The 19330-nt window shown below is 70.8% G+C and carries 18 protein-coding genes; 6 read left to right on the top strand and 12 right to left on the bottom strand.

Annotated elements, in window-relative coordinates; translation table 11 throughout:
• Positions 1 to 15 precede the first annotated feature (15 nt).
• Entirely contained in the window at positions 16 to 1290 is a 1275-nt protein-coding gene (locus tag BLR21_RS03395; RefSeq protein WP_090004117.1) for a cation:proton antiporter, read from the top strand.
• Between the two features lie 8 nt (positions 1291 to 1298).
• On the opposite strand, the gene BLR21_RS03390 is transcribed toward BLR21_RS03395, so the two are convergent.
• From BLR21_RS03390 to BLR21_RS03370, 5 genes are all read right to left on the bottom strand, one after another.
• The gene (locus BLR21_RS03390) at positions 1299 to 2165 is read right to left on the bottom strand and encodes a hypothetical protein (RefSeq protein WP_090004116.1); all 867 of its coding nucleotides are present in this window, start codon (positions 2163 to 2165) and stop codon (positions 1299 to 1301) included.
• Positions 2166 to 2217: 52 nt separating this feature from the next.
• Positions 2218 to 3867, bottom strand: coding sequence for a choice-of-anchor B family protein (locus BLR21_RS03385; RefSeq protein WP_090004494.1), 1650 nt, complete (start codon positions 3865 to 3867; stop codon positions 2218 to 2220).
• 170 nt (positions 3868 to 4037) lie between these two features.
• A complete protein-coding gene (lnt, locus tag BLR21_RS03380; protein WP_256334424.1) occupies positions 4038 to 5528 on the bottom strand; it encodes an apolipoprotein N-acyltransferase in 1491 nt (496 codons plus the stop codon).
• Positions 5515 to 6933, bottom strand: coding sequence for a polyprenol phosphomannose-dependent alpha 1,6 mannosyltransferase MptB (gene mptB, locus BLR21_RS03375; RefSeq protein WP_090004114.1), 1419 nt, complete (start codon positions 6931 to 6933; stop codon positions 5515 to 5517). The genes lnt and mptB overlap by 14 nt, the downstream gene beginning before the upstream one ends.
• A 99-nt stretch (positions 6934 to 7032) precedes the next feature.
• The gene (locus BLR21_RS03370) at positions 7033 to 8592 is read right to left on the bottom strand and encodes a sigma-70 family RNA polymerase sigma factor (protein WP_176929430.1); all 1560 of its coding nucleotides are present in this window, start codon (positions 8590 to 8592) and stop codon (positions 7033 to 7035) included.
• Between the two features lie 148 nt (positions 8593 to 8740).
• Here BLR21_RS03370 and BLR21_RS03365 point away from each other — a divergent pair, with 148 nt between their 5' ends.
• The gene (locus BLR21_RS03365) at positions 8741 to 9217 is read left to right on the top strand and encodes a GNAT family N-acetyltransferase (protein ID WP_256334423.1); all 477 of its coding nucleotides are present in this window, start codon (positions 8741 to 8743) and stop codon (positions 9215 to 9217) included.
• Here BLR21_RS03365 and BLR21_RS03360 read toward each other — a convergent pair.
• Entirely contained in the window at positions 9210 to 10049 is an 840-nt protein-coding gene (locus BLR21_RS03360; RefSeq protein WP_090004112.1) for a helix-turn-helix transcriptional regulator, read from the bottom strand. The genes BLR21_RS03365 and BLR21_RS03360 overlap by 8 nt on opposite strands.
• Positions 10050 to 10150: 101 nt before the next feature.
• On the opposite strand from BLR21_RS03360, the gene BLR21_RS03355 reads away from it, so the two are divergent.
• Positions 10151 to 10915 carry an SDR family oxidoreductase gene (locus BLR21_RS03355; protein WP_090004111.1) on the top strand — a complete coding sequence of 255 codons (765 nt, stop codon included), beginning with the start codon at positions 10151 to 10153 and terminating at the stop codon, positions 10913 to 10915.
• Positions 10916 to 10939: 24 nt separating this feature from the next.
• Positions 10940 to 11296, top strand: a complete 357-nt coding sequence (locus BLR21_RS03350) for a 5-carboxymethyl-2-hydroxymuconate Delta-isomerase (RefSeq protein WP_090004110.1) — start codon at positions 10940 to 10942, stop codon at positions 11294 to 11296.
• Here BLR21_RS03350 and BLR21_RS03345 read toward each other — a convergent pair.
• The 6 genes from BLR21_RS03345 to BLR21_RS03320 form a co-directional block, all read right to left on the bottom strand.
• Positions 11289 to 12233 (bottom strand): SDR family NAD(P)-dependent oxidoreductase, encoded by a 945-nt coding sequence (locus BLR21_RS03345; protein ID WP_090004109.1) that lies wholly within the window; start codon positions 12231 to 12233, stop codon positions 11289 to 11291. The two genes, BLR21_RS03350 and BLR21_RS03345, sit on opposite strands and share 8 nt — an antisense overlap.
• A gap of 12 nt (positions 12234 to 12245) precedes the next feature.
• Positions 12246 to 12857, bottom strand: a complete 612-nt coding sequence (locus BLR21_RS03340; protein ID WP_090004108.1) for a TetR/AcrR family transcriptional regulator — start codon at positions 12855 to 12857, stop codon at positions 12246 to 12248.
• A gap of 10 nt (positions 12858 to 12867) precedes the next feature.
• Positions 12868 to 14265 (bottom strand): fatty acid desaturase, encoded by a 1398-nt coding sequence (locus BLR21_RS44360; RefSeq protein ID WP_090004107.1) that lies wholly within the window; start codon positions 14263 to 14265, stop codon positions 12868 to 12870.
• Between the two features lie 63 nt (positions 14266 to 14328).
• Positions 14329 to 14739: a hypothetical protein gene (locus BLR21_RS03330; protein WP_090004106.1), complete on the bottom strand. Its 411-nt coding sequence runs from the start codon at positions 14737 to 14739 to the stop codon at positions 14329 to 14331.
• Between the two features lie 9 nt (positions 14740 to 14748).
• A complete protein-coding gene (locus BLR21_RS03325) occupies positions 14749 to 17070 on the bottom strand; it encodes a VIT domain-containing protein (RefSeq protein WP_090004105.1) in 2322 nt (773 codons plus the stop codon).
• Positions 17067 to 17678 (bottom strand): MerR family transcriptional regulator, encoded by a 612-nt coding sequence (locus BLR21_RS03320; protein WP_090004104.1) that lies wholly within the window; start codon positions 17676 to 17678, stop codon positions 17067 to 17069. Before BLR21_RS03320 ends, BLR21_RS03325 begins: the two co-directional genes overlap by 4 nt.
• 135 nt (positions 17679 to 17813) lie before the next feature.
• On the opposite strand from BLR21_RS03320, the gene BLR21_RS03315 reads away from it, so the two are divergent.
• Together BLR21_RS03315 and BLR21_RS03310 are read left to right on the top strand one after the other, a co-directional pair.
• Complete coding sequence (locus tag BLR21_RS03315; protein ID WP_090004103.1) at positions 17814 to 18794, top strand: hypothetical protein; 981 nt, start codon at positions 17814 to 17816, stop codon at positions 18792 to 18794.
• Complete coding sequence (locus BLR21_RS03310; protein WP_256334422.1) at positions 18791 to 19315, top strand: GNAT family N-acetyltransferase; 525 nt, start codon at positions 18791 to 18793, stop codon at positions 19313 to 19315. Before BLR21_RS03315 ends, BLR21_RS03310 begins: the two co-directional genes overlap by 4 nt.
• The last annotated feature ends 15 nt before the right edge of the window (positions 19316 to 19330 follow it).

Raw genomic sequence — 19330 nt, 5'->3', positions numbered from 1 at the left:
CCCAGGAGATCCCCGGTGAACCAGATCCACTTCGCGTTGCAGGTCTTCGCCGCGCTGGCGGTCGTGCTCGTCGCGACCACCGTGTGCGGACGCCTCGCCATGCTGGTCAAACAACCCAGGGTGGTCGGCGAGATGGTCGCCGGCGTCCTGCTCGGCCCCGCGCTGCTCGGCGCCGTCGCCCCCGGCGTGCAGGCCCAGCTCTTCCCGGCCGACGTCAAGAGCACCCTGTACGTCCTCAGCACGATCGGCCTGACGTTCTACATGTTCCTCGTCGGGTCCTCTTTGGACCACGGACTCACCACGGGTGCCAACGCGCGCAAGGCGTCCGTGCTCGCCGCCTCCGGCATCGTGCCGACGTTCCTGCTCGGCGCGGGCGCGGCGGTGATCTTCTTCGACTCGCTGAGCCCCGAAGGCTCCAGCCTGTGGGTGTTCATGCTGTTCGTCGGCGGCGCCCTGTCGATCACCGCGTTCCCGATGCTCGCCCGGATCCTGCAGGAACGCGGCATCGCCAACACCCCCATCGGCGGCCTGACCCTGGTCGCCGCCGCGATCGACGACGCGGTGGCGTGGGCGTTCCTCGCCCTGATCATCGCCGTGGGCGCGTCCGGCAGCCCGTCCGGCGCACTGCGCACCATCCTCGGCGCGGCGATCTTCGCGGCGCTGATGCTCACGCTGGGCCGCAAGTGGCTGGCCAAGATCGGAGAACGCGCCGAACGCGACGGCAAACTCAGCCGCGACATGGTGGCGGTGATCCTGCTGATCGTGCTGGTCGCCGGCTGGTACACCGACTACATCGGCGTGTTCTCGGTGTTCGGCGGCTTCATCACCGGTCTCGCGATGCCCAAGTCGAAGGTCGTGCGCCACGAGCTGGAGACCAAGCTCTCCGACCTGAACTCCATCCTGCTGCTGCCGGTGTTCTTCGCGTTCAGCGGCCTCAACACGCAACTGGACGGCTTCGGCTCGGGTGGTGCGCTCTGGTTCCCGCTCGCGGTGATCATGCTGGCGGCGTTCGCCGGCAAGTACCTCGGCTGCGGTCTCGTGGTCCGCGCGCAGGGTTACTCGTGGCGCTACGCCTCCGCGGTCGGCGGCCTGATGAACGCCCGCGGGTTGATGATCCTGATCTTCATCAACATCGGCCTCGCCTACGACCTGGTGACACCGGAGATGTTCGCGATCCTCGTCGCCGTCGCGATCGTCACGACGGCGGCGGCGATGCCGATCTACCGTGCGTCGCTGCCCGACCACCTGGAGGCCGGGGCCGACGTCCGGGCCCCGTCGCCGGTCCGGTGAGCCGCGGCTCAGCCGACGGAGACCGTGAACGCCGCCCGGCGCAGCTTGCCGCCGTGCGCGAACTCCAGGAACAGCCGGTACTCGCCCCGGTCGGCGAACACCGCCTGGAAGCTCAGCTCACCGTTGTTCAGCGGGACTCCCGCCAGTTCGACGGGATGCAGGTGCGTGGCCGACAGCAGCATGGTGTGGAACCCGGTCATGTGGCCGTTGGCGCCGAGGTGGGGTTCCAGCGAGCTGACCGGTGTGCCGTCCGGGGCGCGGATCGACAGCCGCAGCGTCTGCTGGGTCATCGCCTTGGGCTGGGCCGGCTCGTCCACCCGCACGACGCTGTAGCCGTCGGTCGCCGCCGCACCGGCTTCGGGCGCGGGGACCGGGGCCCACGTGGTGTCACCGGGAATGCTGAACGGCACGCCGAGCACGACCGGGTGGCGCGGGTCCGCCGTGTCGAGTGGCACGAACTCCGCGAACATGCGGTACGCGCCGCCGTCGGGCAGGGACAGCGTGGTGCGCCAGGTGTCGCCGTCCAGCACGGGGTGCAGGTGCTCGAAGACGAACATGTCCTCGCGCACGGAGAAGAAGTGCATCTGCTTGGTCTGGTTGTCCAGGAACCGGGTGACGGGCTTGCCCGCGCCGTCGAGGATCCGGAACGCCACCGGCACGGCGGTGCCGCGCGTCTCGGGCATGATCACGCGTTCGAAGCGGTAGCCACTCTCCACATCGGACAGTCCGTCGCTGTGCGCGGCGGGGACCACGGCGCCCATGTTCTGGTGCTGCATCGGCGGTGCGGACCTGGCGAACACCATGATGCCGCCGCCTGCCACCACGGCGACGGCGAGCAGGGCGAACATCCAGTCGACAAGAGTGAGCTTGCGCATGACAACTCCTAGCGGCGCGGGTGGGCGGCGGAACCGCCCACCCGCGTCAGGGTCAGAACTGCAGGCTCCACGCGTCGATGTAGCCGACGTCGGCGCTGGCGACGTCCTGCACCTTGAGCTGCCAGGAACCGGCGGCGTCCTCGGCGGCGGCGTCGACCTCGTAGGTGGTCAGCACGTTGTCGCCGGAGTCGCTGCTGGAACCCTTGAGACGGAACGAGGTCCCGTCCGGCGCGACGAGATCGATCACCAGGTCACCGCGGTACGGGTGCTTGATGTCGACGTTGACCTTCAGCGCGGCCGGGGCCTTGCCGGGCACACCGGAGACCGAGACGGACGACGTCACCGCCGCGCCCCTGTCCGGGATCTGCACGTCCGCGGTGTTCTCGAACTTGCCACCAGGGGGCGGCTCGACGGCGCCGAGGTTGGGCTTGACCACGACCAGGCCCTGCTCGATGCCGTTGACCAGGACGATGCCGCTGGCGAAGTACGGGTAGTTGCTCCACGCCCCGTTGAACTTCGCCTCGTTCGCCGCCGGGTAGATGTCGAAGAACCCGGCCTCCGTCAGCTGCGCCGAGGCGACGTTGCTGACGTCGAGAATGCGCAGCCCGGCCTGGTAGTTGGCCTGGTAGGAGTACTTGCCCTTGATGTACTGGTTGTGGTCGATCGCCGTCGCGGGCGAGTTGTAGACGCCGGTGTGCACCGGGTTCGCGAGGCTCGCCAGGTCCCAGATGTAGGTCTTGGTCCGCTTGTCGGTGCCGCGCGACTCGTCCAGCTCGTCGTCGAGCAGGAAGTACCGCTGGTCCTCGGTCAGCCAGCCCTGGTGCGAGTACTGCGCGCCGGAGTAGGCCTTGCGCGAGATCTGCACCGGCCTGGCCTTGTCGGTCACGTCGACGATCGTCAGCGTGTCCTCGTTGGCGTTGAAGCAGATCTCCCGGCCCCGGTAGGTCGCGTCCGGCCCGCGGTAGACCACGCACTGGTTGTCGTGCGTGTAGCCGTCCTGGGAGACGCAGCCCGCGTTCTTCGGCGACTTCGGCGTGCGGATGTCGACCATGTGCGGGCCGCCGCGGCACGTGTTGGAGCCGATCGCGTACGCGTACCCGGTCTCCTCGTTGATGGCGATGTTGTGCGCCGGGCCGAACTCCTTGTACAGGGTGTCGGCGGTGAACGTCTGCGGCGTGGTGACCGTCCGCAGGCGGGTCAGGTCGAACACCTGCATGCCGTGGCCGGTGATGAAGTCGGCGACGATGAAGGCGTGGTCCTTGTAGACCTTCATGTCACGCCACGTGCTGCTGCCGCCGTTGGACGGCAGGTTGCCCAGGAACTTCGGCGCCGTGGGCGTGCTGACGTCGACGAACGCGGTGCCGTTGGTGCGGCCGACGATGGCGTACTCCTTGCCGGAGGACGGGTCGGTCCAGCCCCAGATGTCGTTGCCGTTGCCACCGCCCATCGCGGACAGGGGCAGCACGCTGAGCAGGTCGACGTTCTTGCAGGGATAGATGTCGGCCTTGCCGTTGACGCACGGAACGCCGGCGGCCTGGCCGGAGACGGCGTGCCGGTCGGCGGGCAGGTGGTCGGCCAGGAACGCCCTGGCGGCGGCCTGGCCCTCGGCGGTGTTGGGGTCGTGGGCGGAGGCGCCCGTCATCGAGAGGGCGACCACTGAGACCGTCAAGACGGCCAGCGCCCCCATGCGCAGGGATTTCATGTAGTTGGGCTCCTTAGCACCGGGAAGCAGGGGGTTCCCGGTCACCAACAGACCGTAGGAGCGGCAGGCACTCCCCGTGAACCGTCATTCGTCTGGTTCGGGGGATGTGGATCAGATCGATACATCCGGACCATGGACAGCAGCCACCAGAGCCCGGTTGCGCTCGGGACTCAGTCCTCGCCGGTGCGCCGGGGGCGGGAGCCCGTTGCCCGTCGTGCTCGCTGCCGCGACCACAAAGCCACCGCGCACGCGGCCAGCGCCAAGCCCGTGAGCACGACGTGGATCGCGCCGCCGAACCTGGTCGCGAACGTCAGGTCCGTGCGCAACGGCACGGTGTCCACCATCAGGTCGTCGGTGAACATCCCGGTCGACCGCACGACGCTGCCGTCCGGCCGCACCACGGCGCTCACGCCGCTGATCGCCGCGACCACGACCGCGCGGCCGTGTTCGATCGCGCGCAGGCGGGCCATCCCGAGCTGCTGGTAGGTCATCTCGCCGCGGCCGTACCAGGCGTTGTTCGTCGGCACCACCAGGAGCTGGGCGCCGTCGCCGGCGCTCTCCCTCAGGACGTAGTCGTAGGCGACCTCGTAGCAGATGCCGACACCGACGCGCGTGCCCGCGATGTCCAGCACGCCCGGTTCGGTGCCCGCGTCGAGATCGGCCTGGTCCGCGAACGGCGTGAAGATCCGGGCGAGCGGGCGCAGCGGGATGTGCTCGGCGAACGGGACGAGCTCCTGCTTCGCGTACGACTCCCCCGCGCCGGTCTCCGGGTCCCACGTGATGACGGAGTTCTGCCCGTCGCGCAGCGCGCTCACCAGGGTCGGCACGCCGAGGTCGGCGATGGCGGCGTCGAGCACCGGGTCGCGGTCACCGGTCCTGGTCGCGCTCTCCGGCCACACCACGAGGTCCGGCTTCGGCAGTGCGCCGCCGCGGACCAGCGCGGCCAGTTCGGCGGTCTTGCGCAGGTGGTTGTCGCGCAGGGTGGCGCCCTCGGTGAGCAGGCCGAGGCCGAGGTCGGGGGCGTTGCCCTGCACGACCGCGACGGTCCGCTGCCCTGTCTGAGCCTCGATCGAGATCAGCGGGCTCACGGCGAGCGCGGCGACGATCGGCACCAGCGCCCAGGCGCGGGTCCACCTCGGGAACCAGGCGGCCAGGCCGAACCCGGTGAACACGACGGCGAACGTCACGAGCGGCGCTCCACCGAGCACGGCGAGCCGCGCGAACGGCCCGTCGACCTGGCCGAACGCGACGCGGCCCCACGGGAAGCCGTTGAACGGGATCAGCCCGCGCAGGGTCTCCTGCAGCACGAACAGCAGCGCCGCCCACACCGGAGCCGCCGGTAGCCGGGCGACCAGCGGGAACAGCGTGCAGACACCGGAGATGAACAACGCCATCAACGCGCTGAGCACCAGCCACGGCCACGGCCCGAAGTCGTCGCCCAGGAAGTGCTGGATCCACCACAGGTGCGGGAGGAAGAACGCGAGCCCGAACGCGAACCCGAGACCGGCGCTCCGCCGGGCGCCCGCGCCCCTCACCGCCAGCCAGAACACCACAAAGGCGGGAACGGCGAGCCACCAGAGCGTGCGCGGCGGGAAGCTCAGGGCCAGCGCGCCGCCGGCCACCGCCGCCGCGCCGTAACGGGCGAGGTCAGGCCTGCGCAACGGACACCCTCGCCCGGCGCAGGACGAGGTACGCGCCACCGACGAGAGCGACCCCGACGACGTAGGCGCCGATCAGCTCGGGCACCCGACCGGCGAAGTTGCCCGCGAGCGGCGGCACCAGCAGCGCGAACACCCCGGCGAGCACGGCGACCCGCGTCCGCCACGTCCCCACCGGCAGGCACGCGGCCAGCGGCAGCACGGCCCACAGCAGGTACCACGGCTGGATCACCGGCCCCAGCACCACGATCAGGCTCATCATCATTCCCAGCGACGTCACATCGGAGATCCGTCCGCGCAGCTGGCGACCCAACACCACCGCCACCCCGCACAGGATCAGCACGAACCCCGCGATCCGTGCCGAGGAGATCATCGCCTGACCGCTTTCCTGGCCGAACACCGCACCCGCCAGATAGCCGGGCCAGTTCGTCGGCGCCATCCAGCTGTTGACCTTCGACGGCGTGCCGAGCGCCCGCACCCAGCCGAAACCGGACCCTCCGGCCAGCGACGTCACGGCCGACACCACCCCGGCGGCCGCGACCATGGCGAAGCCCGCCGTGACGAACCGGACCCAGCCGCCACCCAGCCTGCGCGCCAGTGCGGTGCCCACGACCGCGAGCGCCACCAGCGCGGGCAGCTTGACCTGCGCGCCCAGTCCGATGAGGACGACACCGGCCGTGTACTGCCACCACTTGAGTTCCGGCAGCGCGTCCAACGCGACGACGGTGCCGGACAGCATGAGACCGAGCATCAGCGCGTCGTTGTGGACACCGCCGATGAGATGCCACAGCACCAACGGGTTCATCACGCCCAGCCACAACGCCGTGCGCTCCCGCACGCCCGTCATCGCGGCGAGCCTGGGCACCGCCCACACGATGAGCAGCAGTCCCAGCGCGGCGACCAGCCGGTACAGACCGATACCCAGGACGGGATCACCGCCGGTGACCTCGGTGATCGCCCTCTCGACCGTGGTGAACAACGGCCCGTAAGGCGACGGCGTCTCGCGCCAGTAGACGCCGACACGTGCCACTGCCTCCGCGCTCGCGCCGGCCGCCGGGCTGACCACGTTGGGGTCGAGCCCGTTCGCGGCCACCTCGCCCTGGGCCAGGTAGCTGAATACGTCGGCGCTGAACAGCGGCGGGGCCACCAGCAGCGGCGCGCACCACCAGGCCAGCGTCCGGCGCAGCCACCCTGGGTCCGGCCTGGTGCGGCCGAGCAGCGCCCACGTCAGCACGACCAGTCCGGCACCCGCGATCGCGACGCCCAGTGCCACCGCGCCGCCGGCTCTGGCGCTCACGGCCCAGGCACCGGCGGTGAGCAGGAGCGCACCGCCGAAACCGGTCCAGCGCAACAGTTCCGGGGTGTCGGTGGTGACCGCGGTCGGCCAGCGGTACGTGACGGTCTGCACGGAGAGACAGTGCTGTGCGGACAGATCGTCACGCGTCCGACTGTGGTCGCGTTCCCACGTACTACTTCAGGATGATCTTTTTTAGTTTTGCGTCTCAGCTCAACTTCCGGCGAAGTCGTGCGTCATCCACACGGTTCCCTTGGCGTCGCGGATCACGACGATGCCGATGCGGGTGGACGACTTGCTCAGGATGTTCTTGCGGTGGCCGTCGTTCGGCGGCTTCTCGTCGATCATGCTCTGGGTCAGGCCGAGCGCCATCTTGGAGATCGCCTCGATGTTGTCCTTGACCGGGCCGCCCATGCCGACGTTCTCCGCGACCGAGCTCCACTTCACGCCCGCCGCCGTGCTGCGCTCGCCGAGGCCGCTCTCGCCGGGGCACTGGTGCGACAGGCCGCAGCCGTTGCTCATCATGGCCCTGGTGTGCCGGTCGGCCGCGGTGACCAGCGCCGGGTCGACCGTCAGCGGGGCCAGGCCGGCCTTCGCCCTGGTCTGGTTGATCAGCGCCAGGACGCGTTCCTCCGGCGTGGCGGCGCGGGCCGGCTCGGGCGCCGCTGTTGTGGTCGTCGTCGTGGTGGTCGTGGTCGTGGTGGACGTCGCGGACGTGGTCTCCGCCGGCTGCGACGAGGACGTGCTGAGCGCCAGTCCCTGGGTGGTGTTCGGCCCGGCCACGGCCGCGGGTGGATCGGAGGGCAGCAGCACCATCGTGCCGACGACGCCGACGAGCGCGCACACGGCCACGGCGCCCGCCACGGCGAGGACGGGCTTGCCCGCGAGCATGCCGAACACACCGGCCGGCTCGGCGAGGTGCGTGGACACCGCGCCGAGGTCGGACTCGAGCGCGACGGGGTCCGGCGTGACGTCCGTGAGGGTCGCGAGCAGCCGGGGCAGGTAGGCGGCCGGGACCACGAGCAGCGCGGCGCCGGTCAGGATGCGCTCGACGGGCATCGCGTCGTCCACGCCGCGCCGGCAGCGGCCGCAGTCGTCGACGTGCCGCAGGAGTCGCTTGCGCCACAACGGGTTCGGCTCGCCGTTCCAGCCCTGCGCGGCCCGGTCGAGCCCGGCGCACCGCGGCTCCATCGACAACGCGCGGACGAGGTGCCTGATCGTCTCCAGGCGGCCCTTCAGCCTGCTCACGCGCACCGTCACCGCGTGCGCGCCGAGGTCGAGCGCGTCGGTGACCTCGGCCCTGGTCAGCTGCCCGACGCGTTCGAGCGTCCACAGCGCCAGCAGTTCGCGGTCGCCGGGATCCAGCCAGCGCGCGGCCTCGTCGACCTCGCGGCGCTGCTGGGCGAAGTGCAGCCGGGACAACGCGACCTCGACGAACTCGGCGCCCGGATCGGCCCGGTCGTACTCCTCCAGCGGGGCCGGGGCCAGGTCGCGGCGGCGGTAGTGCTCGCGGACCTGGTTGATGGTGACGGCGACCAGCCACGACCGGAACCGGTCCGGCTCGCGCAGCGCGTCGATGCCGCGGATCACGCGGACCATCGTCTCCTGCACCACGTCGTCGACGTCGGAATCGGCGTGCAGCGCCCGACCGGCGACGTTGTAGACCAGCGGCAGGCAACCCGCGACCACGGCGTCGAGCGCCGTCCGATCACCGGCCCGCGCGGCCTGCACCTGCTCCGCGTCCACCCGCCCCAGCCACTCCCGACCCGTCACTTCCGCACCCTTCGCCGACCGTCCTGTACGCCATGGGAGACCGGCGAGTCTCACCTCAGGTCACAGAAACCGGGCCGGAAGGTGACCGGGGTCACACGGACCTCCGATATTCGCTGTCTTCGTCGTGGCTCACGACTAGGCTCGCTCGATGATCAGTGAAGTGGCCCTGAGAGGCGTCGAGGACGCGGACTTGGACATATTGTTCGAGTTCATGCGTGATCCCGAAGCGGTGCGGATGGCCGCGTTCACCGCGGAGGACCCCGACGACCGGGAGGCGTTCGACGCGCACTGGCGCAAGATCCGGGGCAACCCCGAAACCCTGAACCAGGTCATCCTCGGCGACGGCGTGGTCGTGGGCAGCATCGCCAGCTTCGTGATGGAGGGCGACACCGAGATCACCTACTGGGTCGACCGCGCGGTCTGGGGCCAGGGCGTCGCCGGACGGGCGGTGGCGTTGCTGCTGGGACAGGTGACGGTCCGGCCGCTGCACGCCCGCGTGGCCAGTGACAACGCGGCGTCGATGCGCGTGCTCACGAGGGCGGGGTTCAAGCCGGTCGGTACCGACATCGGCTATGCGGCGGCCAGGAAGTCCGAGATCGAGGAGACGATCCTGATCCTCAGCTGACGAACTTCTCCGTGCCCAGCACGCCGAGCAGCTGCAGCTTGTCGAACGCCTCGGTGCGCGGCGGCGCGGTCAGCACCAGCAGCGCCTGCGACTGGTCCTCGGTGAACAACGCCTGGCAGTCCACCTCGATCTCGCCGAGCTGGGGGTGGACCAGCACCTTGTGGTCCTCGAACCGCTTCCCGACCTCGTGCCGTTCCCACAACTCGGCGAACTCCGCGCTTTCCTTCTGCAGCGCGCGAACCAGCTCACCGGCCCGTGAGCGTGGGCCCATCGAGGCGTAGGCGGCGCGCAGGTTCGCCACCTGGGCGCGGCCCTGCCGGTCGCGGTCCTGCGCGGGGTAGATCAGGCGCTCGTCGGGGTCGGTGAACCAGCGGTAGATCCCGCTGCGGGCATGCCCGGTGAAGTGCGATGAGTCGCCGTACAGCGCCTCGGCGAACCGGTTCTGCACCAGGACCTCGCCGAGGTTCGACAGGATCAGCGCGGGGGTGTCGTCGAGCCGGTCGAGCACCCGTTGCAGGGCCGGCGCCACGTGGGTGGCGGTGACCCGGGGCGACGGGGCGTTGCGGCCGGCGACGCGGAACAGGTAGTCGCGTTCGGCGTCGGTCAGCCTCAGCGCGCGGGCGAGCGCGGCCAGCATCTGCTCACTCGGCTGAGGGCCGCGTTGCTGCTCCAGGCGCGTGTAGTAGTCCGTGGACATGGCGGCCAGCGCCGCGACCTCCTCGCGCCGCAGCCCCGGCGCCCGCCTGCGCGCGCCCGCCGGCAGGCCGACGTCCTCCGGCCTGAGCTGCTCCCGGCGGCGCCTGAGGAATCCCGCGAGTTCCACTCGATCCATGAACCCCAGTATCCGGGCCGGCGCGTCGTGAACCAGGGATCGCCGATCCCCCGATAAGGGCTCTCTGCCGCAGCGGCGGAAACCGGCAGAGGCTCAGTGCCATGGACATCACCGGAAACACCGTCTTCATCCCCGGAGCCACCAGCGGCATCGGCCTGGCGCTCGCCCTCGCCCTGCGGGAGCGCGGCAACACCGTGGTCGTGGGCGGCCGGCGCACCGAACTGCTCGACCGGATCGCCGCCGAGTACCCCGGTGTCGAGACCGTCCGGATCGACACCGCCGACGCCGCGAGCGTCCAGGCCGCGGCCAAGGACGTCCTCGCCCGCTTCCCGTCGGTCAACGTGCTGATCACCATGGCGGGCGTCATGCGCGTCGAGGACTGGCACCGCCCCGAGTCGTTCCTGGAGTCCGCCGAGGACACCGTCACGACCAACGTCCTCGGCCCGATCCGCCTGATCGCCGCGTTCGTCGAGCATTTCCAGACGCTGCCGGACGCCACGATCATGACCGTCTCGTCCGGACTCGCCTTCGCACCGCTGAAGGTCACGCCGAGCTACAACGCGTCCAAGGCCGCCATCCACATGCTCAGCGAGACCCTGCGGCTGCAGCTCGCCGACACGTCGGTGCAGGTCGTGGAACTGGAGCCGCCGTCGGTGCAGACCGACCTCATGCCAGGCCACGCGGACAACGAGCACGCCATGCCGCTCGACGAGTACATCGCCGAGGTCATGAGCATCATCGAGACCCGGCCCGACGCCCGCGAGATCCAGGTCGAGCGCGTGAAGTTCCTGCGCTACGGCGAGGCGCGCGGCGACTACGACCAGGTGGTCGCAGCGCTCAACGCCCAGGACCCGCACGGGAAGTGATCACCGCGCCGGTAGCATGGGCCCATGCCACAGATCACCGTCGAGCACTCCGCCGAGCTGAGCGAGGCCTTCGACCGCCGCGCGTTCGCCCTCGCGCTGCACCGCACCGTGGGGCCGCTGGTCAGCGCGGAGGTGGCGTCGTTCAAGACGCGGTTCCGCGTGATCGAGGAGTCCGTGATCGGCGACGGCTCGCCCACGGCGATGATCCACATCAGGGTGGGGCTGCTGACGGGCCGGTCGGTCGAGCTCAAGCAGGAGGTCGGCCAGATGGCCCTCGGGATCGCGCGCGATCACCTCAAGCCGGTGGAAGGGCTGCCGACCCAGGTGACGCTCGAGGTGTACGACCTGGACCGCGAGCAGTACCAGAAGTTCGTCAGCTGAGGCCGGCCGCGCCGGCGCAGTACTGCCAGAAGGCCGCCACGTCCGCCGGCCTGTCCCCGGTGCCCGGCAGCAGGTGCGTCGGACGTGCACGACGGTCGTGCCAGAAGCGTCCGGCGCGGGGAGCGGGGCTCGACGCGGCGAGCCAGACGACCGTGTCCGCGCCTTCCTCGGCCGTGCGCAGGAACGCGCTGGCCAGCCGGTGGAACCCCGGCAGCGAGCCGGCGACACCCGGTGTGTCCGCCCAGCCGGGGTGCATGCCGTGCACGGCGATGCCCTCTGCCGCGTAGCGCTCAGTCAGCAGTGGGACGAGCGTGACCTGCATGCGTTTCGTGCGCGCGTAGGCGGCCGCTCCCTGGTACGTGCCCTCTCGGTACTCGGGGTCGTCGGCGCGGAGACGCTGGGTGTACATGCCACCGGAGGAGACGAGCACGACCCGTGGGTCCGCGGAGGCCGCGAGCCGTGAGCGCAGCAGGTCGGTCATCAGCAGTGGGCCCAGCACGTGCGTGGCGAACGTCAGCTCGTGTCCGTCCGTGGTGACCGTGCGCTCCTGCGGCAGGACTCCGGCGTTGTGCACCAGGACGTCCAGGCGGTCGATCTCCGCGGCGAACCGGCGCACGGACTCCAGGCTCGACACGTCACAGTGCCGGACCAGGACGGTGGCGCCGGGGACCGCGGCGACGATCTCGGCCCGGGCCGCCTCGCCCTTGCGTTCGTCGCGCACCGCCAGCACCACGTCCGCGCCGAGGCGGGCCACGCCCAGTGCCGTCGCCTTGCCGATGCCCGAACCGGCTCCGGTCACGACGGCGCTGGCGCCGTGCAGCGCGTCCGGTTCCAGGCCGGACCAGCTCTTCCTGCGGAGCCGGTAACCCCACTTCGAGTAGCCGGGGATCACGAGCCGGTCGGCCACGGTGTCGAGCACGCTGGTCAGTCCGTTCACCTCCGGTGTTCGTCAGCCGAAGCGGAGCGGTTTCCTCGCGGGCTCCTCCAGCACACGTGACGCCAGCCACGCGAGCCCGTCGGCGGTGCCGGCCGGGGTGCCCGTCGGCTGGACGACGTGGCTGAGCACCGTCCTCGTCATGAGGTCGACCAGCACCTCGATCTGCTCGCCCGTCAAGCCGGGCCGGTATGCCTCGACCCGTGCCGCGAGCATCGCCTTGACGTCGGTGAGCAGGGTTTCGGCCTGGGTGGTCAGCAGCGGCACCAGTTCGGTGTCGGCGCCGTGCGTCGCGGAGGCGATGGCGCGGACCAGGAGGTTGCCGCGGGCGAGTTCGAGGACGTCGCGGACGGCGTCGTGGACGGCCTCGACCAGGTTGTCGGCGTGGCGGTCGAAGGCGGCGCTGATCGCCGTCAGGAACCGGTCGAGCTCGTGCGCGAGCATGGCGTCGGCGAGGGAGTTCTTCGAGCCGATCTCGTTGTAGACGGTCTGGCGGCTGACGCCGACCTGCTCGGCGAGCCGCGTCATGGTGACCGCGGCCCAGCCGTCGCGGGCCGTCATCTCGATCGCCGCCTCGATGATCGGCTGCCGGCGGCCCGAGGCCGCCGCTGGAGAAGTCCCGCCCATGGTCACGATCCTAGGCCGTGACCCTTCCCGGTGCGACGAAGTCGATCTTCTCGCGCACCCCGCAGTCCGGGCAGCACCAGGTGTCCGGGATGTCCGCCCAGGGCGTTCCGGCGGGGAAGCCTTCGCGCGGGTCGCCCGTCTTCTCGTCGTAGACGTAGCCGCAACCGGGGCACATGCCGCCCGCCGTCGCGTCACCACGGCTGTCCGCGACGACGTCCGAGCCCGCCTCGGTGCCGCCGTAGCGGGCGAGCACCTTCGCGCGTTTGCCGGGCTGGATGTTGGCGCGGCCGATGTCCCCGCCGAAGTGGCCCCGCACCCGCGGGTCCATCACCCGCCGCCACAGCGGTGGCACCAGGGCCAGCAGGATCATGCCCGCGTAGCCGGTCGGCAGCACCGGCGACTCGGCGAAGTCGCGCAGCGTCTGGTAGCGCCGGGTCGGGTTGGCGTGGTGGTCGCTGTGCCGCTGCAGGTGGTAGAGCAGGACGTTCGTCGCGATGTTGTTGGAGTTCCAGCTGTGGCTGGGGTCGACTCGCTCGTACCGCCTGCGGCCCGGCGCCCCGACCATCTGCCGCAACATCCCGTAGTGCTCCATGTAGTTCACGACCTCCAGGAGCGAAAAGCCGATCACCGCCTGGATCAGCAGGTACGGCAGGATTCCGACGCCGAGCCACCCGAGCATCGCCGCCCACAGCACCGCAGACATCAGCCACGCGTTGAGCACGTCGTTGCCCAGGCGGTACGGATGCCGGCCGCGGCGCGCGTAGCGCTTGCGTTCGAGCCGCCACGCCGAGCCGATCGAACCGAAGACGGTGCGCGGCCAGAACCGGTAGAAGCTCTCCCCCACCCTGCTGCTCGCCGGGTCCTCCGGCGTCGCGACCCGCACGTGGTGACCGCGGTTGTGCTCGATGTAGAAGTGGCCGTAGAAGCTCTGCGCCAGCGCGATCTTGGACAGCCAGCGCTCGTGGCTCTCCTTCTTGTGGCCCAGTTCGTGCGCGGTGTTGATGCCGATGCCGCCGATGCAGCCGATCGACACCGCGAGCCCGATCTTGTCCACCACGGCCAGGTCACCGCGCGCGATCAGCCAGAACGCCACCACGAACCCGGCGTACTGGATCGGCAGGAACAGGTACGTGACCCAGCGGTAGTAGCGATCGTTCTCCAGCCGCTCGATCACGTCGTCCGGCGGGTTGCTGCGGTCGAGCCCGGCGAAGAGGTCGATCGCCGGCACGATGCCCAGCACCACGATCGGGCCGATCCAGAACCACACGCCCCAGCCCGTCGCCGCGTGCATCCCGATCGCCAGGAACGCCAGGGACGGCACGACCAGTCCCAGCAGCCACAGGTACCGCTTGCCGTCCGTCCACTGCTCGGTTGAGCCGACGGGCACCGTTGCCTTCTTGTCGCTCATGCCACGCTCCTCAGGAGGTTGACAGAACGGTAGGGCACGTAAAGTCAGTTTGACAAGAGGGCGCTATTTGTAAACCGCGAGCAGCGTCGTCGCGCGCCTCCGGTAGGCGACGGCCGACACCGACACGCACACCGGCACGCCTGGCAGCACGGCGTCGAGTGCCGCGGCGATGTCGTGCACAGTCCGCTGCGGCGAACTTCCGCGCCACACCACGACCTCCACGTGGATCTCGGCATCCGACGACAGCTCGACGCTGTGCACCGCCGGGTGACACAGGGCGGTCTGCTCCACGAGCGACAGCCGCTGGTCCTCGGTCATGGGTGTGCGCAGCTGGACGACTCGGTGGCTGGGGCTGGACAACGAGGACTCCTCGGGCGATTCGTACGGGGCGACGGTCAGGACCACGGAGGTTCCCGGTTCGTCACGCCCATTCACCGAATCGAGGTACACCGAGGAGCCCCCGAACGCGCTCACGGGCAATCGTCAGCGCCAGAACCTCCTGCGCCGCTCCGGCTCGGCGGGCGTCCCGTCCGCGACGAACTCCCGCAGCACCTCCAGCGTCCGCGCCCACAACCGGTCGACGTCACCACCGGCCGTGATCTCCGCGAGCAGGCCGCGCATCGGCCCGTAGGCCGGGCCGGTGCGGCCGGCGATGAGGATGCCGAGCCGGCTGGCCAGGTCGGCGAGCAGGTCACGGCGTTCCCACGACGGCAGAGAGGCGTCCTTCTCCAGGCGGTGGATCTCCAGCGTCACGACCTCCCGCAGGTCCGCCGGGTCGGCGGCCGGAGGTACCGGCATCGATCCGGGCAGGGACAGCGGCGCCGCCGAACGAGCGCGCATGGCCCGCGGCGCGGAGGGAGGAGGCCCGTCGAAGGCGGCGGGCGCGGCGGCGAACGGCGCCGGGGCGGCGGCGAACGCGGGCGCGCCACCGGCGAACAGCGGCATCGGGCCGCCCGGAGCCCGCATCTCCCAGCCCGCGGGCTGTTCGACCGGCTGCACCACCCGGTGCACCGTCCCGTCGGACACGACCCGCTCGTCCACCGCCACGAACGCGGTGAAGCGGCACAGCACGCCGAACCGCAGTGAAGTCTCCACGACCGACGACTCCAGCGTCCGGTCGCCGGCCGCGTACCGGTCCTCCAGATCACGCAGCGCGGCTCGGGCCCACTGCGACCGGACGGCCGGCGAGGTGTGCTGCTGTACGGCCACGGTTTCCTGCCAGTCGGCGCCGTCCCGGGTCCGGCCGCGCACGGTGTAGGAGTCCGGTGCGGCGCCGCGGTAGCGGCCGAAGGCGACCAGCGGCACACCCGGATAGATCGCGGTGGGCAACCGGGGCAGGTCCGATCCGGGCGACACCACGACGTCGGTGACGACCGGCGCGCCGATCCGCCGCTGGATGTGCGACATCGCGTCGTCCAGCCGGTCCTCGCTCTCGACGAGTTCGCACCGGCCCGCCCCGGCGGCGGCCAGCCTGCCGAGGAAGCCCGCGTTGACGGCGGTGTCGATGCCGACGGCGTGGATCCTCGTCCGGTTGATCATCGGTGTGATGTCGCGCAGCATCTGGTCCTCGTTGCCGACCTGACCGTCCGTCACCAGCACGAGGACCGGGGCACGCTCCGAGCCCGCGTCGGCGAGCAGGGTCAGACCCTGCCGCAGCGGCTCGTACATCTCGGTGCCGCCGCGTGCCTGCATGGCGGCCAGGTGTTCGACGGCGCGGAAGCGGTGGCGGTCGGTCGCCGTGACCAGCCCCGGGCCGAGCGTGTCGGGCCGTTCCACCTGGTGGTCGAAGGTGATCACGGAGAACGTGTCGGCCGCGGTCAGCGTGTCGACGATGCGGGCCGCCGCACGCCGGGCCGCGACCATCTTCCAGCCCGCCATGCTGCCGGACCGGTCGAGCAGCAGCACGACGTCACGCGGGCGGACTGGGGCCTCGGGCTCGGGCGGCAGCACCGTCAGCTGGTAGGTGCCCTCACCGCTGTCGTCCTCGTCGGGCACGCACACGACCGCCGAGCTGTTCCCCTGGTACGCCAGGCGAAGCACGAAGTCGCGGTCGACCCGCTCGCCCGGCGAGACCGACACGGTGTTCCCCTCGGTGACCACGGTGTGCAGGCTCGACCGCACCTCGCCGAGGTCCAGTCCGGCGGGGTCGATCTCCACGTCGATGCCGAGCCGCACGGGGTTCGGGAAGCCCGGCAGCAGCACCGGCGGCGTGATCCGCGACGCGTCCGGCACGAGGTCCGTGTCCTGGGCGTGCCCGTCGCCGACGGACGGTCCGGGCAGCGGCGAACCCGGCACGTAGCGAGGCGCCACGACGAGCGGGAACCGAAACGTGGCCGCGCCGTCCTCGAACACCAGCGGCCCCACCAGGGTCAGCTCGACGGTCACCCGTTCGCCGGCCGGGATGTTGCCCACGCGCATGGTGAAGACGTCCGGCCGCTCCTCCTCCACGATGGACGCTCTCTTGCCCGCCGCGATCGCGTCGTCGTACGTCTGGCGGGCCTGGGCGCGTTCCTGCAGATCGGCTTCCACCGTGCGGTCGCCGGCGGTCATCTTCATGCCGGTGACGGCGGCGCGGTCGGGCAGCGGGAACACGTAGGTCGCTTCGAGAGCGGTGTCATGGGTGTTCACGAACCCGGTCGTCAGGACCACGCGGCCCACGAGACCGGTGATGGAGGCCCGCACGCCGAGGCGCTCCAACGCCAGGTTGCCGCGTTCGGTGCGCAACGCGCCCAGACCCGCGTCCTCGGTCGTCCGGCCGATGCGGTCGGCTTCGGCGGCCTTCATCGGGGCGACGGACAAGGTCATGACGGTTCCCTTTCGTTGAGCAGGCCGCGGGCGGCGAGCAGGTCGAGCAGTGGCCGGGCGGCGGCGGCGATGTCCGCGCGGTCGGCGGCGGTCGGCGTCCCCGGCACCAGGACGACGGCACCTCCCCCGAGCGCGACGCCGTTCAGCGCGGACGCCTCGGCCGGTGCGGGTGGCGCGGCGGGTGCGGGTGGCGCGGCAGGTTCGGGTGGCGCGGCAGGTGCGGGTGGCGCGGCCGCGGGTTCGGCCCAGAACCTCGGGCGAACGGCCTGCGGCGATGGTGCTTCAGCCGTGGCGAGCAGGTCTTCCGGCACGCGGGCGATGGCCGCCAGCGTCGTGTCGGTGGCGCCCGCGAGCTCGGCTTGGATGTCGGCCAGCGCCCTCCCCTGCGACTGCAGTCTCTTCACCGCCACCAGCTGGAGCAGGTGGCGCTTCTCGTACAACGCCGTGCGGCCGCGCATCGCGGACGGTCTGTCGACCAGCCCCGTCGTCGCGTACCAGCGGACGGCCCGCTTGTCGGGCACGTCCCGGACGCGGCCGTTGGGCGCGCCCGAGTACTCCGCCGTCAGTGCGGCGGAGACGCGGTCCAGCAACTCGTCGAGCGTCCACACCCTTTGATACTGACACTGCAACCGTGACAGTGTCAACGTCGTAAACCTGATGATGTTCACGCCCGGTAGCCGGGTAGGGTCCGGCGCGTCCGCGCGCCCCTTGCAAGCCACCCCACATGAGTACGGAGAGCACGAGTGACCACGGACGAGGTCGGCACCCTGACTGACCACAGCGCCGCGTTAGGCCGGCTGAGGACGCAGTCGGCCAAGATCCGATACGTGTTGGACCACTGCCTTCCGCGCGACTGCACAGTCGAGGACGTTCGCCGCTGGCTGCACAAGCACGGCCAGCCGGTGCCCAGCAGTTCCCACACCAGGACGATCGTGAACGAGTGGCGCGCCAGTAACCGCATGAGCGACACGAACGGCAATGTGCTGCTCACGCCGGAACTTATTGCTGAGCTCGACAGAGCGGAGACCCCCTCTCCGGAACCGGCCGCCGAGCCCGCGAAGCCCGCCGGCGCCAAGGGTTTCTACGCCGTCGCGCTGATGAGCATCGGCGTCAGCGTCGACACCTCGTGGCGGTTCTTCGAGCAGCGCCTGGGCATCACCGACGTCGTGGAACGGGTCGTCCTGTTCTCCGTGATGGAGGCGGCGCTCGTGGCGTGCGGCTGGGCGATGCGCGGTGGCGTGCGCCAGAACGGCCGTCCCGGTCCCGCTCGCCTCGTGGCGTGGGCGCTGACGGCGTTCGCCGCGTTCGCGGCCTTCAGCCTGTCCGGCCCGGTCGCCGGTACCGCCCGTGTCCTGCTCGGACCGGTCCTGGGCCTGGTGATGTTGCACCTGGCGCTCGGCATCGAGATCCGCGCTTCCCGCCAGCGCACGACCACCTGGGCACGCGTCGGGCGTGAGCTGCGCGAACGCGTGTTGTCGTTGCTGGGCCTGGGTGACGACGGACGCGACGCCCTGGCGCGCACCCGGGACAAGGCGGCGTTGCGTGCCGCGAAGCTCGCCATCGCCAGCCCTTGGACGCCGCGCCGGAAAGCCCGGCTGCGCAAGGCACTGCACGCCTCGCACGTCGCGCATGACCCGGTGCAGCGCGATCGGATGTTGCGCGAACTGGGGGTGCTTCAGCACGCCGACGAGCTCGCCAAGATCACCCAGCCGTCGCCGTGGTGAGTCCGGTCCTGATCTCCGACACGGGACTCGCCGCGGAGATCGCCGCCCTGATCAACCGCGTGTACTGCGACGCCGAGAAGGGGATCTGGCTCGAAGGCCAGTCCCGGACCACCGAGGCCGAGGTGGCGGAACTCGTCGCCACCGGGCAGATCGCGGTGGTGCGGTCCGGCGATCGCATCGTGGGTTCCGTGCGCGTGCACGAGATCGAGGACGGCGTGGGTGAGTTCGGGATGCTGGTCGCCGCGCCCGAGGAGCGTGGCACCGGCATCGGCACGGACCTCGTGTCGTTCGCCGAGAACTGGGGGCGTGCGCGGGGCTTCGCGGAGATGCAGCTGGAACTGCTCGTCCCGCAGACGTGGGAGCACCCGGTGAAGGAGTTCCTCCGCGGCTGGTACACGCGCGTCGGCTATCGGCTCGTGCGCAAGGACAGCCTGGAAAGCGCTTATCCGTTCCTGGTGCCGCACCTCGCGTGTCCGTGCGATTTCCTGGTCTTCCGTAAATTCCTCGATCCCAGTAAGTGAACTCTCAACCGGTCT

The organism is Lentzea albidocapillata subsp. violacea (genome assembly GCF_900100275.1).
GTDB lineage: Bacteria > Actinomycetota > Actinomycetes > Mycobacteriales > Pseudonocardiaceae > Lentzea > Lentzea violacea.
Note: the sequence above shows the minus strand (reverse complement) of the source record. Positions and strands in the feature narration are given on the sequence as shown.